Annotated in this window: 17 protein-coding genes and 1 pseudogene; 13 read left to right on the top strand and 5 right to left on the bottom strand. The window is 61.6% G+C overall.

Going from position 1 to position 13347, the window contains the following annotated elements:
* Nucleotides 1-128: 128 nt before the first annotated feature.
* The 9 genes and pseudogenes from CTR53_RS03900 (at nucleotide 129) to CTR53_RS03860 (ending at nucleotide 6911) form a co-directional block, all read left to right on the top strand.
* On the top strand, nucleotides 129-461 hold the full coding sequence (locus CTR53_RS03900) for a helix-turn-helix transcriptional regulator (protein WP_290809488.1): 333 nt from the start codon (nucleotides 129-131) through the stop codon (nucleotides 459-461).
* Nucleotides 458-937: an SRPBCC domain-containing protein gene (locus tag CTR53_RS03895; protein WP_290809487.1), complete on the top strand. Its 480-nt coding sequence runs from the start codon at nucleotides 458-460 to the stop codon at nucleotides 935-937. Before CTR53_RS03900 ends, CTR53_RS03895 begins: the two co-directional genes overlap by 4 nt.
* Nucleotides 938-1009: 72 nt before the next feature.
* Nucleotides 1010-1432: a GFA family protein gene (locus tag CTR53_RS03890; RefSeq protein ID WP_290809486.1), complete on the top strand. Its 423-nt coding sequence runs from the start codon at nucleotides 1010-1012 to the stop codon at nucleotides 1430-1432.
* Between the two features lie 78 nt (nucleotides 1433-1510).
* Entirely contained in the window at nucleotides 1511-2734 is a 1224-nt protein-coding gene (locus tag CTR53_RS03885; protein WP_290809485.1) for an MFS transporter, read from the top strand.
* 136 nt (nucleotides 2735-2870) lie between these two features.
* Nucleotides 2871-4058: pseudogene (gene purT, locus CTR53_RS03880) on the top strand (formate-dependent phosphoribosylglycinamide formyltransferase); the annotation flags it as partial.
* Between the two features lie 30 nt (nucleotides 4059-4088).
* Complete coding sequence (locus CTR53_RS03875; protein ID WP_290809484.1) at nucleotides 4089-5054, top strand: hypothetical protein; 966 nt, start codon at nucleotides 4089-4091, stop codon at nucleotides 5052-5054.
* A gap of 205 nt (nucleotides 5055-5259) precedes the next feature.
* Nucleotides 5260-6012, top strand: a complete 753-nt coding sequence (locus tag CTR53_RS03870) for an SDR family oxidoreductase (protein WP_290809483.1) — start codon at nucleotides 5260-5262, stop codon at nucleotides 6010-6012.
* A 14-nt stretch (nucleotides 6013-6026) separates the two neighbouring features.
* Nucleotides 6027-6428, top strand: coding sequence for a hypothetical protein (locus tag CTR53_RS03865; RefSeq protein WP_290809482.1), 402 nt, complete (start codon nucleotides 6027-6029; stop codon nucleotides 6426-6428).
* 60 nt (nucleotides 6429-6488) lie between these two features.
* On the top strand, nucleotides 6489-6911 hold the full coding sequence (locus CTR53_RS03860; protein WP_290809481.1) for a RidA family protein: 423 nt from the start codon (nucleotides 6489-6491) through the stop codon (nucleotides 6909-6911).
* Between the two features lie 11 nt (nucleotides 6912-6922).
* Here CTR53_RS03860 and CTR53_RS03855 read toward each other — a convergent pair whose 3' ends face one another.
* Nucleotides 6923-7618 (bottom strand): DUF899 family protein, encoded by a 696-nt coding sequence (locus CTR53_RS03855; protein WP_290809480.1) that lies wholly within the window; start codon nucleotides 7616-7618, stop codon nucleotides 6923-6925.
* 131 nt (nucleotides 7619-7749) lie between these two features.
* Here CTR53_RS03855 and CTR53_RS03850 point away from each other — a divergent pair, with 131 nt between their 5' ends.
* The 4 genes from CTR53_RS03850 (at nucleotide 7750) to CTR53_RS03835 (ending at nucleotide 10386) form a co-directional block, all read left to right on the top strand.
* A complete protein-coding gene (locus tag CTR53_RS03850) occupies nucleotides 7750-8769 on the top strand; it encodes a sulfotransferase (protein WP_290809479.1) in 1020 nt (339 codons plus the stop codon).
* Between the two features lie 5 nt (nucleotides 8770-8774).
* Nucleotides 8775-9128 carry an ArsC family reductase gene (locus CTR53_RS03845; protein ID WP_290809478.1) on the top strand — a complete coding sequence of 118 codons (354 nt, stop codon included), beginning with the start codon at nucleotides 8775-8777 and terminating at the stop codon, nucleotides 9126-9128.
* A 106-nt stretch (nucleotides 9129-9234) separates the two neighbouring features.
* Entirely contained in the window at nucleotides 9235-9789 is a 555-nt protein-coding gene (locus CTR53_RS03840) for a PAS domain-containing protein (protein WP_290809477.1), read from the top strand.
* Nucleotides 9790-9879: 90 nt separating this feature from the next.
* Complete coding sequence (locus CTR53_RS03835) at nucleotides 9880-10386, top strand: DUF1993 family protein (protein ID WP_290809476.1); 507 nt, start codon at nucleotides 9880-9882, stop codon at nucleotides 10384-10386.
* An 86-nt stretch (nucleotides 10387-10472) separates the two neighbouring features.
* Here CTR53_RS03835 and CTR53_RS03830 read toward each other — a convergent pair whose 3' ends face one another.
* From CTR53_RS03830 to CTR53_RS03815, 4 genes are all read right to left on the bottom strand, one after another.
* The gene (locus CTR53_RS03830; protein ID WP_290809475.1) at nucleotides 10473-11345 is read right to left on the bottom strand and encodes an NAD(P)-dependent oxidoreductase; all 873 of its coding nucleotides are present in this window, start codon (nucleotides 11343-11345) and stop codon (nucleotides 10473-10475) included.
* 68 nt (nucleotides 11346-11413) lie between these two features.
* Nucleotides 11414-11830, bottom strand: a complete 417-nt coding sequence (locus CTR53_RS03825; RefSeq protein ID WP_290809474.1) for a GNAT family acetyltransferase — start codon at nucleotides 11828-11830, stop codon at nucleotides 11414-11416.
* Nucleotides 11830-12618 carry an ABC transporter ATP-binding protein gene (locus CTR53_RS03820; RefSeq protein ID WP_290809473.1) on the bottom strand — a complete coding sequence of 263 codons (789 nt, stop codon included), beginning with the start codon at nucleotides 12616-12618 and terminating at the stop codon, nucleotides 11830-11832. The genes CTR53_RS03825 and CTR53_RS03820 overlap by 1 nt, the downstream gene beginning before the upstream one ends.
* Nucleotides 12615-13331: an ABC transporter permease gene (locus tag CTR53_RS03815; protein WP_290809472.1), complete on the bottom strand. Its 717-nt coding sequence runs from the start codon at nucleotides 13329-13331 to the stop codon at nucleotides 12615-12617. Before CTR53_RS03815 ends, CTR53_RS03820 begins: the two co-directional genes overlap by 4 nt.
* Nucleotides 13332-13347: the final 16 nt, after the last annotated feature.

The following is a 13347-nucleotide window of genomic DNA, read 5'->3' as shown; positions in this document are numbered from 1 at the left end:
ATGTTCCTTTCGCCAGAGTCCATCCAAGGACGTGCGCGGGAGCCCGGTTCCGACAGGTGCCTGAAAATAATCTGCGGGACTATAAATTAGTATTGACTAATCAATAAGTGATGACTAATGTGATGTCCATGAACGCCGAACCTATCGATATCTCCGCCGTGATGCGCGCGCTCGCCGATCCCACCCGCCGGGCGGTGTTCGAGCGCGTGGCCGGGGGCAAGGAAATCACCGTCGCCGAACTGACCAAGGGGAGCGGCGTCACCCAGGGCGCCATCTCGCAGCATCTGAAGTCGCTGAAGCAGGCCGGCCTGGTGATCGAACGGCCCGAGGGCCGCAACGTTTACTACCGGGCGCAGCCGGAAGGGCTGACGCCGCTGGCCGACTGGATGAACCATTACAGCGCCTTCTGGCGCGACAACTTCGACAGGCTGCGTGCCGTACTCAGGGAAATCGATCCATGAACAACATCGCCGTGAAATCCGACATGCAGTCCACCGACGCCACTTCCATCGTCATCGACGAAGTTTTCCCGCATGGCGCCGAGGTGCTGTGGAAAGCGATTACCAACGGCGACCTGATGGGGCGCTGGATGATGAAGCCGACCGGCTTCGAACCGGTGGTGGGCAACCGCTTCACCTTCCAGACCACGCCGGCCGGCGCCTGGGACGGCTTCATCCGCTGCGAAGTGCTGGAAGTGCTGCCGCTCGAACGCTTCGCCTTTGCCTGGCGCGGTGGCGATGAGGGCAATGTCGGTTACGGTTCGAAACTCGACACCGTCGTGACTTTCACCTTGCGCCGCGTGCAGACCGGCACACGGCTGCGCATGGAGCATTCCGGCTTCGTGCTGCCGAAGAACGACACGGCCTACACCAATATGGGCAAGGGCTGGGTCAAATGTGTCCAAACTCTCAGCACCGTGGCTGCCGAGCAGAACTGAGTTAACCCACCCGATCTGAACTGTTCCGCCGCTGGCATCCAGCGGACAGGACAACTGCGCCCAACGGAGTCCATGATGACCAAGCCTTATACTGGCGGCTGCATGTGCGGCGCTGTCCGCTATGAAATCCCGACCGAGCCGGTGTTTTCCAACCACTGCCAGTGCCGTCAGTGCCAGCATAAGAGCGGCACCGGTCATGGGTCTTACCTGAGTTTTGTCGGCCGCCAGGATGTACAGCTGAGCGGCAAGGCGACGACCTGGGATATGGTCGCCGACAGCGGCAAGGTGAAGACACGCAGCTTCTGCCCCACCTGCGGTTCGCCGGTCTACCAGACCTATCCGGCGATGCCGGATGTCATCACCGTCCATGCCGCCAGCCTGGATGAACCGGAGCGGTTCCAGCCGCAGGTGGTGACCTATGCCAGCCGCGGCCATGGCTGGGACCAGCTTGATCCGGCTTTGACCAAATTCGAGAAAATGCCGCCATCTTCATAATATTTCGGCCTGCGATGTCGGATGGCATGCCACCGGCACGTCTTTACACCAGCGCCTGATCAGGAACGGAGACGAGGGATGACCAAGCTGCAGTCACACTACAGGTGGGTGATCGTGGCGGCAGGCGGCCTGCTCAGCTGCGTGGCCATCGGCGCGATGTTTTCGCTGCCGGTTTTCCTGCAGCCGATCTCGCATGACACCGGCTGGTCGGTGGCCGGCATCTCCACGGCGATGACCATCGCCTTCCTCGCCATGGCGCTGGGCAGCATGGTCTGGGGTAACCTGTCGGATCGATACGGCCCGCGTGTCGTGGTGCTGTCGGGTTCCGTCATTCTTGCCGCCGGTCTGGCGCTGGCCAGCCATGCCTCGTCGCTGCTCATGTTCCAGATGGTGTTCGGACTCATCGTCGGCGGCGGCACGGCGGGGATCTTCGCGCCGATGATGGCGGCGGTCACGGGCTGGTTCGACACGCATCGCAGCCTCGCCGTCTCGCTGGTTTCGGCCGGCATGGGCGTCGCGCCGATGACCATGTCGCCGCTGGCCGGCTGGCTGGTGACGACTTACGACTGGCGCAGTGCCATGCTGATGATCGCCGTATTGGCCGCCGTGCTGATGATTCCCGCCGCGCTGCTGGTGCGCCGCGCGCCGGCGCTGCAAAGCCCCGCATCCAAAACGACGGAAGACAACGGCGCGGCTGATGGCGACCTGACGCTCGGCCAGGTGCTGCGTTCGCCGGCCTTCATCATCCTGCTGGCCACCAACTTCTTCTGCTGCGCGACTCATGCCGGCCCGATCTTCCACACCGTCAGCTATGCCGTCACCTGCGGCATTCCGCTGCTGACCGCCGTGTCGATCTACAGCGTCGAAGGCCTTGCGGGCCTCGCCGGCCGTCTTGGCTTCGGCATCATGGGCGACCGCTTCGGCGCCAAGCGCGTGCTGGTGCTCGGTCTGCTGGTGCAGGCTTTCGCCGCCCTGGGCTTCCTGGTCGCGCGCGATCTCGGCACCTTCTATGCGGTGGCCGCCCTGTTCGGCTTCATCTATGCCGGCGTGATGCCGCTCTATTCGGTGATCGCGCGCGAGAATTTCCCGCTGCATATGATGGGCACGGTGATCGGCGGCATCGCCATGGCCGGCAGCCTTGGCATGTCGACCGGGCCGCTGGTGGGTGGCCTGATCTTCGACCTGTTCGATGGCTACCGCTGGCTCTATGTCGGCGCCTGGGCCATGGGGTTGGGCGCGGTGCTGATCGCCCTGACCTTCCGGCCGCTGCGTCGTCCTCAGGTGGTGGCTGCCACGGCCTGAAATCCGCAAGTTATCAACAGGGCCGGCCGGTCTGAAACCCGCGCCGGCCCTGCATTTTTACCCCCTGTGCTGCTATAAGCCTGCCCGGGACGGGTGCGCCGACTCGGCGACCTGACGCAGACGCAAGCAGGGAACCGCGACCATGGCCGCCATCAAGAAAATCCTCCTTCTCGGCTCGGGCGAACTCGGCCGCGAATTCGTGATCTCGGCCAAGCGGCTCGGCGCTCATGTGGTCGCCTGCGATGCCTATGCCGGGGCACCCGCCATGCAGGTGGCCGATGAGTTCGAGGTCTTCTCCATGCTGGATGGTGCCGCGCTCGGTGCGGCCATCGACAAGCACAAGCCCGACTTCATCGTGCCGGAAGTGGAGGCGATCCGCACCGAGGTGCTGAAGGACTACGAAGATCGCGGCCAGAATGTGGTGCCCTCGGCGCGCGCCACGCTGATGACCATGAACCGCGACCGTATCCGCGACGTTGCCGCCAATGAACTCAGCCTGCCGACCTCGAAATTCCTCTATGCCGAAAGCCTGGAGGAAATACGCGACGCTGTCGCCAAGGTCGGCATTCCCTGCGTGGTAAAGCCGGTGATGTCGTCCTCGGGCAAGGGCCAGAGTACGGTGAAGGGGCCGGGCGATATCGACAAGGCCTGGGACTATGCCGTGGCCGGCATGCGCGGCGACCGCAAGCGCGTGATCGTCGAGGCCTTCATCGACTTCGACTACGAGATCACGCTGCTGACCATCCGCACGCGCCAGGGCGTGATCTTCTGCCCGCCGATCGGCCACCGGCAGGAGCGCGGCGACTATATGGAAAGCTGGCAGCCGACACCGATGTCGGATAAGGCGATTGCGGAAGCGCAGCGCCAGGCCAAGGCGGTGGTCGACAATCTCGGCGGCTACGGCATTTTCGGCGTCGAATTCTTCATCAAGGATGATGAAGTGATCTTCTCCGAACTGTCGCCGCGCCCGCATGACACCGGCATGGTGACGATGATCTCGCAGAACCTGACCGAGTTCGACCTGCATGCCCGCGCCATTCTCGGCCTGCCGATCCCCAGCATCACCCAGCATGGCCCGGCCGCCTCGGCGGTGATCCTGGCCGACCGCGACAGCACCGATTTCAGCGTGGATGGCCTGGCCGATGCGCTGGGCTCTGCACCTGCCGGAATCGACATCGACTTGCGCATTTTCAACAAACCGACCACGCGGCCCTATCGCCGCATGGGCGTGGCGCTGGCGCTGGCGAAAAACGGCGACACCGACACGGCGCGCAAGGCGGCGAAGGCGGCGGCGGATAGGGTGAAGATCAAGTATAATGGTTAATATTCAGAAGAACTCTTTAGGACGCCTCACATGAGAGATTTGCTGAGTAAAGCAGATTTTGAAGTTCATTTGAGGAAGATGTGGGCGGATAGGGGGTTCCCAATTGAGAATGGAGAGCGTGTCGGAGTCGCGATAAGCGATCTTGTTGCGCATTCGATGCAGAGAAATAATGCTTTATCTCTTCCTTCGCTTGATCTTTGGATTTCTATTTTTGATGAGTGCCTGAGCTGGTTCATCAGTTTAAACACTCTTGTGTATGCAAAGAGAGATAAAACCGGGGAGATGACGGATTTTGAGAAATCCGTCACTTTAATATTATGCAAGATCATCGCGGATGGGACTGCAATACGTCACCTAATTTTATTAGGCTTTGATACAGCTTCTCGATCACTTCTGAGGTCTGTTTCAGAATATATGGAAGTTCTGGTGGCATTGCTTCATAAGCCAGAGTTTTCGGAAGACTTCATCAAGAGCAATACCCCGGAAGGTGCTGAAGAATTCTGGAGAGCGTATCTGCGGGGAGGAAAGATTCGTAAAAGGGTTACTCTCGCTTGGCGAGATTTTTTTGATGGACATGAGGATACTGCGGAGTGGTTTGGAAATTGGGGGCGCAGTTCTCATGTGATACTATCAGGGCTGACGCATCCAAGTTTTGCCGGTGGATTCTTTACTACATTAACCCCTAAAGAAAAGCATGTTGATGAAAACTGGTTGGGCATTTGGGGTGACAAATCAGTTCTGTCAGTCGACACGGTTTATATTTTTCTTAAATTCGCATTCCCCGTGTTGCTTTTAAGTCGTCAATTTCCTTTCGAAGGATTCGATGGTAGTTTGGCCATGCCGATTTTATACGACGAGACCGATGAATTTCATCGCCATGTTCGTATTGGTCGAGACATCTTGGCGAGCGTTGTCTTGTCATTATCGACTGATGAGAATATGCGGCATGTTTTTCCCGAGGCTGATTGGTCTTTTCTTCCTGATGATGCCGACTAACTCGAGAATGGGGCTTATTATTAAGATTAAGCCCAGTTGTCTCGGCTGATTGCCAAGCGGAACAGGGCTTTAGCCGGGCCTGAGATTTCCCCGGTTTTCCTGTCACACGGGCGTATCATCCTTCGTCTTTGCGTATGAACGGGCAGGGCCCTCGACCAGTAAAAGGGCGCGCCTGCCGCCTACCATGGCAACGAAGGACACCACCATGAAAATCGTCGTTATCGGCGGCAGCGGCCTGATCGGCTCCAAGCTGGTCGCCAAACTGCGCCACAAGGGCCATGAGGTGATCGCCGCATCGCCCTCCACCGGGATCAACGCCGTCACCGGCGAAGGGCTCGCCACTGCGCTTGCCGGCGCGCAGGTCGTGGTCGATGTGGCGAATTCGCCGTCGTTCGAGGACAGGGCGGTGCTGGAATTCTTCCAGGCCTCGAGCTGCAATCTGCTGGCGGCGGCAACGGCCGCCGGTGTTGCGCATTATGTTGCGCTGTCAGTCGTCGGTACGGAACGGCTGCTCGACAGCGGCTATTTCCGCGCCAAGATGGTGCAGGAAGACCTGATCAAGGCTGGCAAGGTGCCCTATACGATCCTGCGCGCCACGCAGTTCTTCGAATTCATGGGCGGCATTGCCCAGGCAGGCACGCAGGGCGATACCGTACGCCTGACATCGGCACTGATGCAGCCGATCGTCTCGGACGATGTGGCCGAGGCGCTGGCCGACGTAGCTGTGGCCGAGCCGATCAACGACATTGCTGAAGTGGCCGGCCCCGAGCGTCGCTCAATGAGCGAACTGGTACAGCAGGCGCTGACGGCCGCGAAGGATTCGCGCCAGATCGTCGTTGATGTGGCCGCACCCTATTTCGGTGTGCTGCTGAACGACCAGTCGCTCACACCCGGCGCCGGCGCCCGTATCATGCCGACGCGCTTCGGCGACTGGCTCGCACAGTCGGCGCAGCGCTAGATCCGGAGGCGGTCATGTTCGCATCTTTGTGTATCGCTCTGGCGATATTGCTTGGCATCGCCATGGAAGCCAATGGCGTATTCATGCTGGTGGCGCCGGAAGCCTGGTATTTTATCGTGCCGGGCGTGACGGCAACCGGGCCGTTCAATCAGCATTTCCTCCGCGATATCGGGCTGATTTTCCTTTTCCTCGGCAGCGCCATGCTGATCGGTGCCGCACGGCCGCATCTGCGCGTGCTGATGTGGGGCGCGGCGGCGGTCTGGCTCTGGGGCCATGCCCTGTTCCATTTGTGGGAAGTGGCCGTCGGCATTTGCGGGCCGTCGGTGATCGTTCAGGATTTCCCCGCCGTGACACTGCCGGCAATCATTGCTGCCGCGCTCACCCTCTGGGCCATACGGGAGCGCGCCACCAGATAGTACCTGTCTTGACCTTTGCGGCAGCTTTGCTTCTATAGGGTGCCGCAGAGGAGATATGTCATGCCCATCAGCCACCACAATCCCGACGGCCTGTCGAAGCCGACCGGCTACACGCATGTCACAGCAGTGCGCGCCGGCCGGCATGTGCATATCTCCGGCCAGGTGGCGCTCGATGCCGAGGGCAACGTGGTTGGCAAAGGCGATATTGGGAAGCAGGCCGAGCAGGTATTCAGGAATCTGGAGATCGCGCTGGCCGCAGTCGGCCTGGGCTTCCCGCATGTCTTCAAGATGGTGACTTATGTGGTCGGGCTCAAACCGGAACTGCTGCCACCGGTGCGCGCGGCGCGGGCGAAGCGTTTCGGCGACGGGCCGTTTCCGGCCAGCACGCTGGTTGGCGTGACCGCACTGGTCAATCCCGACCTGCTGATCGAAGTGGAAGTGATCGCCGCACTCGACGATCCTGATGACCCGCCCGGTCCCTGAGGCGGGCTGACCTAGTACCGCAGCTTCGGATACCAGTCGGTGCCGCGCCCGCCCGGCGTGAGGTCGAGCACCGGCCACAGCACGCCGAGATCGGGTGCGTCGCGCGGATCCTGTCCGGGATCGGCCATTTCCTTTGTCATCTCGCTGGCCCAGAACAGCCGCACTTTGTCGCCATCGCGCTTATAGACTGTCAGCGCAGGATATTCGTAGCCGTCGCGCAGCAGGCCAAGATCGTTGGCATACTCGTCGCCAACGGTCTGGATGAAATCGAGGTCGCGCCAGCCGCGTTCCTGCGCAAACAGGAACTGGCGCTCGACCTTGCTGCGGCCGAGGATTTTCAGCGCCACGCGCTGCTTGATGTCCATCGCATTTCCGTTGAGCGAGCCGAGCAGGTTGGTGCACATCGGGCAGGGCCGGTCGCGTTCGGGCCCATACATCCAGAAATAAGTCACCAGCGTGTCCTTGTCGCCGAACAGCTCGGTCAGCCCGACTTCGAAACCGTTCTCGTCCCTGAAGCGGTAATCTTTTTCGATCACCGGGCCGGGCGGCAGGGCGCGGCGCTGCTCCGCCAGCCGCGTCATGTGGCGGCGGAATTCGATCTCCTCGGCCAGCAGATTTTCGCGCGCGGCGTGATAGGCATCGGACTCGCCGGGAAAGGGTGTCTTTGCCAGTTTAGCCAGTTCGGTGGCCGGGATGAGCCTGTCCATGTCGCATCTCCTGCAGAATGTCGCAGGATAAACCCGCACCGTGTTGTCAGGTTCCTCGGGCTCGATTGACTGGCGGTGCGAAAAGCAAGGATCGTGTATAAAAAGGCTGAGGAATGCGAATCGGGCTACAAATGCAATTGGACAGACCGGTCTTTATCGGCGGAACGGGGCGTTCCGGCACCTCGATCATGGCGAAGCTGCTCAACACCCATGCCGATTTCTGCCTGCCGGGCCATGAGAACAAGCTGATCGTCGAGCATGGCGGCCTCAGGGACATCGTGGACCGCCTGAGTGGCCGGTACGACATCACCCGGTTTCACTTCATCATCCAGGACTTCCTGTCGCGCGCGCAGCAGATGCAGCAGTTCGGCTTTCCGGTCGCGGAACTGAACCAGCGCCTCAACCAGCTGCGCAAGGAGCGTAAGCTCGGCTTCCAGCAGGCCTTCGAGATCGTCCAGCGCGAGAATCCCACCATTCCCGGCTCGATCCATGCCATCGGGCAGGGCTTCGGCATCGAGCATTACATCACCTGCACCAAAGCCTTCCTGCTGCGGATCGCGGCGCATATAGCGCCGGATGGCATTGTCGATAGCCATGGCTTGCTCAAGCCGTTCTTCATGGCGAAGACCTTCACACGCGAAGCGATACTTGCCGAATGTCGGCGATTCCTCGATGAACTGTATGCGCAGCCGGTGAGCGCAGCCAAGGCATCGCGCTGGGTCGACGATACGCCGCTGAACTTCGTCAACTTCGATTTTCTGCACGAGCTGTATCCGAAGATGAAGTTCATCCACATGATCCGCGATCCGCGCGATGTGGCGTCGTCCTTCACCAGCCAGCCGTGGTTCCCATCCGATCAGCCGCTGGCCATATCGGTCTGTGCCGCCATGATCCGCAGCTACCGTGCATTGAAGGACAGCGTTCCGGCCGACAGCCTGCTGGAAGTACGGCTCGAAGACCTCGTGCATAAAACCGACGAGACCGTGGTCGCGGTCGCTGCATTCCTGGAGGTCGAGAACCGCTTCAACACGGCCATGGTGTCGCTGGACAAGGCGAATATCGGGCGCAGCAGGGATTTCGATCCGACGCTCACCGAGGCGGTGAACCGCGAACTGGGCGACTGGATGCGCCTGCAGGGTTATCTGGAGTAAACCGCATGTCTGTCACCATCTACGGCATCAGGAACTGCGACACCATGAAGAAGGCCCTCACCTGGCTGAACGACCATGGCGTGAAGCACGAGTTCCACGACTACAAAGCCAGTGCCATCGACAGGGCGCATCTGGAAAGCTGGTGCAAAGCGCTGGGCTGGGAAACGGTGCTGAACCGTGCCGGCACCACCTTCCGCAAACTGCCCGAGTCCGACCGCGAGAACCTCACCGAGAAGAAGGCAATTGCGCTGATGCTGGCGCAGCCCTCGATGATCAAGCGACCGATGCTGGAATACGGTGGCGGCAGGGTGATGGCCGGTTTCAAGCCCGATCTCTATGCAACAGCGCTGAAACGTTAAATTCCCATATCGGGGCCGCGGTCTTCGAAAAAGCGCTGCGATCGACGGAACTGCGGTATTCTGCTTCGATCTGCGGTCGCATGTTGCCGTGGCCTGGGAGGATACCGTGGCATTCCACGTGCCGGTCGAAATCGACAGCCGGGATGCGCGGGCGCAGTTCACGCGCCTGGCGCCGGAGCAGGCCGTGGCCAATCCGGATTGTCGGCTGGCCATCGACCTGTGGCAGGCGAAACGTGCCGGCCGCGCCATGCCGGCGCGCGCCGATTTCGACCCGGTCGAACTGAAACCGATCCTGCCACGCCTGATCCTGATCGAGGTGATCGAGGATCCGCCCGACTTTCGCTACCGGCTGGCCGGCACGATGAGCCGCGACCTGCGCGGCGTGGAAGTGACCGGTCATTCGGTGCTTGAACTTGTGCCGCAGCAGCATGGCCTGCGGCTGTGGAACGACCTCTGCGAGATGCAGCGTGAGCGTAGCCTGCAGTATGTGCAGATCAGCGTGATTGCCAGCAGCGGCGAGCCGATGTCCTATCGCGTGCTGCGCCTGCCGCTGGGGGGCGACGGCGAAACCATGGACATGGTGATGGTGGTGCAGGATTACGGCAACTCGCTGCCGCTGCTGCGCAAGTATTTCGACGATGCCCGCGGCGGCGGGCGCTAGACATTTGCCGGCGGGCACCTAGGTATTGGCGGGCGTATGGGCAGTGCGGAAGGCACTGCCTGCCGTCCCGCCTTTCGGAGTACTCATCCCATGTCATTCTCGATGTATCAGGCCTCGGTGCCGGTCTTTACCCGCAGCCTGAAGATGCTGTCCAACCTGCTGACCAAGGCCGAGGCGCATGCCAAAGCGAATGGGTTGAAGCCGGAAGACCTGGTGGAGGCGCGGCTGGCGCCGGATATGTATCACCTGACCCGCCAGATCCAGGCGGCGGCCGATGCGGCCAAATTCGGCGCGGCGCGCCCAGCCGGCGTCACGCCGCCGAGCCATCCCGATACGGAGACGAGTTTTGCCGACCTGCAGGCGCGCATTACGTCCGTGCTGGAGTTCATCAACGGCATCGGCGAGGCGGCTTTCGCCGGTTCCGAAACCCGCGACGTGGCGCTGAAGACCGGCAGCGGGGAACTGAAATTCAACGGGCAGGATTATCTGCTGTCTTTCGCGCTGCCGAATTTCTTTTTCCACGCGGTCACGGCTTACGACATCCTGCGCCACAAAGGCCTGCCGCTGGTGAAGCGGGATTATCTGAATATCGGCTAAGCGCCAAAAAAATGGGATGCCGGGTCAAGCCCGGCATGACGGAGTATTTCTAATCGTCATTCCCGCGAAAGCGGGAATCCCATTTCTTACCGCGCCAGCCCCTCTCTGAAGCTCCGGTAAAACGGTTGCCAGTCGAGCGCCGCCCTGGCGCGCGTGTTGCGCAGGCGGAACGAGGGGAAGCCGGCCGCGCCGCCGGACGCCGGTTCCGGTTGGCCGAGGCTGGCGGCGATGAAGCCGAAGACCTCGCGCCACTGTGCCGGCATATCGTCGCAGACGATCAGCGTCTGGCGCGACGGCCATCTGTCCACCGTGGCGACGGTTGCCGCCGCCATGTCGGCGATATGCACCAGCGAGACATAGTCGCTGCCGTCGCCCGGCATCTTCAGCTTGCCGCTTGCTGCCCCGGCGAACCAGCGTTCGTCGAAGCCGGTGCCCGGTCCGTAGAACAACCCGCCGCGCAGGATGATCCAGTCGAGCCCTGACGCGCGAATGGTGGCTTCCATCGCTTCGGCGGCATCCATCGCTTTACTTGCGACGGTTTCGCCTGGTGGCACATAGCGGTGATCCTCGTCCGACCATGCGTCGCTGCCCGAGGCATTCAGGAAGCTGATGCTCTGCTGGATCGCGCGAGCCACGCCGGCCTGATTGCTGGCAGCGACGAAATTCGGTGCGCCTTCCACCCGCAATTTATCGTTGGCGGTAAAGTCGCCGCGACCGCTTGGGCCGGGCAGGGAGGTGGCGAGGTTGATGGCGATGTCGCAGCCCGCAAAAGCTGCTGCCATTGAGGCCGTGTCGAAGATATCGCCGATGCAAATCTCCGCACCGCTGTCGCGTGCGATCCCGGCAGCTTCCGGCCGGCGCACCACGGCGCGCACCTTGTGGCTGGCCGCGATCAGGCGCGGAATCAGATGGCGTGCATAGACGCCGTTGCCGCCAAGTACTGCGATAGACTGCGCCATGGTTTCCTCCCGTGCTGGGAGGCTGAGCCTAAGCCGGCGACGCGGCGGCGCTCAAGACTGTCGTAACGTCACTTGCCGTCGAAGCGGCGGGCGAAGATGACACGGGGTTCTTCCTCGTAACCCAGGGCATCGTAAAAGGCGCGCACCTTGTCGTTTTCCGGCCGCACCATCAGCATCACCTTGGGCACGCCGCGATCCTGCAGCCATTTTTCGGCGGCAGCCACCATGGCGCGGCCAAGGCCACCTTTCTGCAGGGTGGGATCGACGGCAAGATAGTAGAGCCAGCCGCGATGGCCGTCATGGCCGGTCATCACGCTGGCAATGACTTTCCCGTCGCGCTCGCCAACCAGAATGGTCGATTCAGGTTTACCTATGCAGAAGCTGATATCGCTGTCCGGATCGTTCCACGGCCGGGTCAGGTCGCAGGCCTGCCACAGCCCAATCACGGCACTGCGGTCGCGCTCCTCGAAAGTGCGAATCTCCATCAGTGTTCCGCCTGGGCCGAGCGGATCGCCTCGACGCGAATTTCCTCGGTCAGGCGGGCCTTATAAGCCGCGAATTCCGGCGAGGTCTTCATCGTGTAATGGCGCGGATGCGGCAGGTCGATGGCGATATCGCATTTCACCTTGCCGGGCCGCGCCGTCATCACCAGCACGCGGTTGGCCATGAAGATGGCTTCGTCGATATCGTGGGTGACGAACAGCACGGTCTTCTTCGCCGCTTCCCAGATGCCGAGCAGCAGCTCCTGCATCAATGCGCGGGTCTGGTTGTCGAGCGCGCCGAAGGGCTCGTCCAGCAGCATGATCTTCGGGTCGTTGGCCAGCGCACGTGCCAGCGCCGTGCGCTGCTGCATGCCGCCTGACAGTTGCTTGGGGAAGTGGTTCTCGAACCCCCGCAGGCCGACCTGGTTGATGAAATGGTCAGCGATCTCGGCCTGTTGCCTGTCCGGTACGTTCTTTTCGCGCAGGCCGAAGCAGATGTTTTCCCGTACGGTCAGCCACGGAAACAGCGTGTAGCTCTGGAACACCATGCCGCGATCCGGGCCCGGCTCGCGCACCGCCTGGCCATCCAGCAATACCTGGCCCGTCGTGGGCTGATCCAGACCGGCAACGATGCGCAGTAGCGTGCTTTTGCCGCAACCGGACGGCCCGAGGATGGTGATGAAGTCGTTGTCTTCGACGCTCAAATTCGTCGGTTCCAGCGCACGGGTCGGTTCACCGCCGCGCACACCCGGGAAAACCCGGCTGACATTCTCGATGCGAAGCTTGCTCACTTGATGAAATACCAGGGATAGAGGCGCGCGTTGGCCTGCTTGAACAGGAAATCGGAAATGAGTCCGATCAGGCCGATGATGAAGATGCCGAAGATCATCTGTCCGGTATCGAGCAGGCGCTGGCTGTCCATGATCATATGGCCGATGCCGCTCTGCGCGCCGATCAGTTCGGCGACGATCACATAGGTCCAGGCCCAGCCCAGCACCAGGCGCAGTGTTTCCGCAATCTGAGGGGCAGCCCCGGGCAACAGCACGCGCAGCACGATGCCGGCGCGTTTGGCGCCCAGTGTCTTGGAGGCCTCGACCAGGTCGATGCGGCTGCCGCCGACGATGACGGCGACCATCAGCACGATCTGGAAGAAGGAACCGATGATGATGACCGCCAGCTTCTGCGCTTCGCCGACGCCGGCCCACAGGATCAGCAGCGGGATGAAGGCGGAGGCGGGCAGGTAGCGGGCGAAGGAGATGAAAGGCTCGAAGAAGGCTTCGACGCTCTTGAAGGCGCCCATCAGGATGCCGAGCGGCACGGCGAAGACCGCGGCGATCACAAAGCCGCCGACCACGCGCCAGATGGTGACGCCGACATCGCCGGCGAAACCATATTCGGTGAAGAGCTCCACACCGGATTTCGCCGCCTTGAGCGGATCGGCCAGAAACAGCGGCGGCACGATGCCGCCCAGCGTGATCCCGGCCCAGCCGGCGAGGAACACCACGAAAAAGAGAATCCCC

This window comes from Ferrovibrio sp., from assembly GCF_002796975.1.
In the GTDB taxonomy this organism is placed as follows: Bacteria; Pseudomonadota; Alphaproteobacteria; order Ferrovibrionales; family Ferrovibrionaceae; genus Ferrovibrio.
Note: the sequence above shows the minus strand (reverse complement) of the source record. Positions and strands in the feature narration are given on the sequence as shown.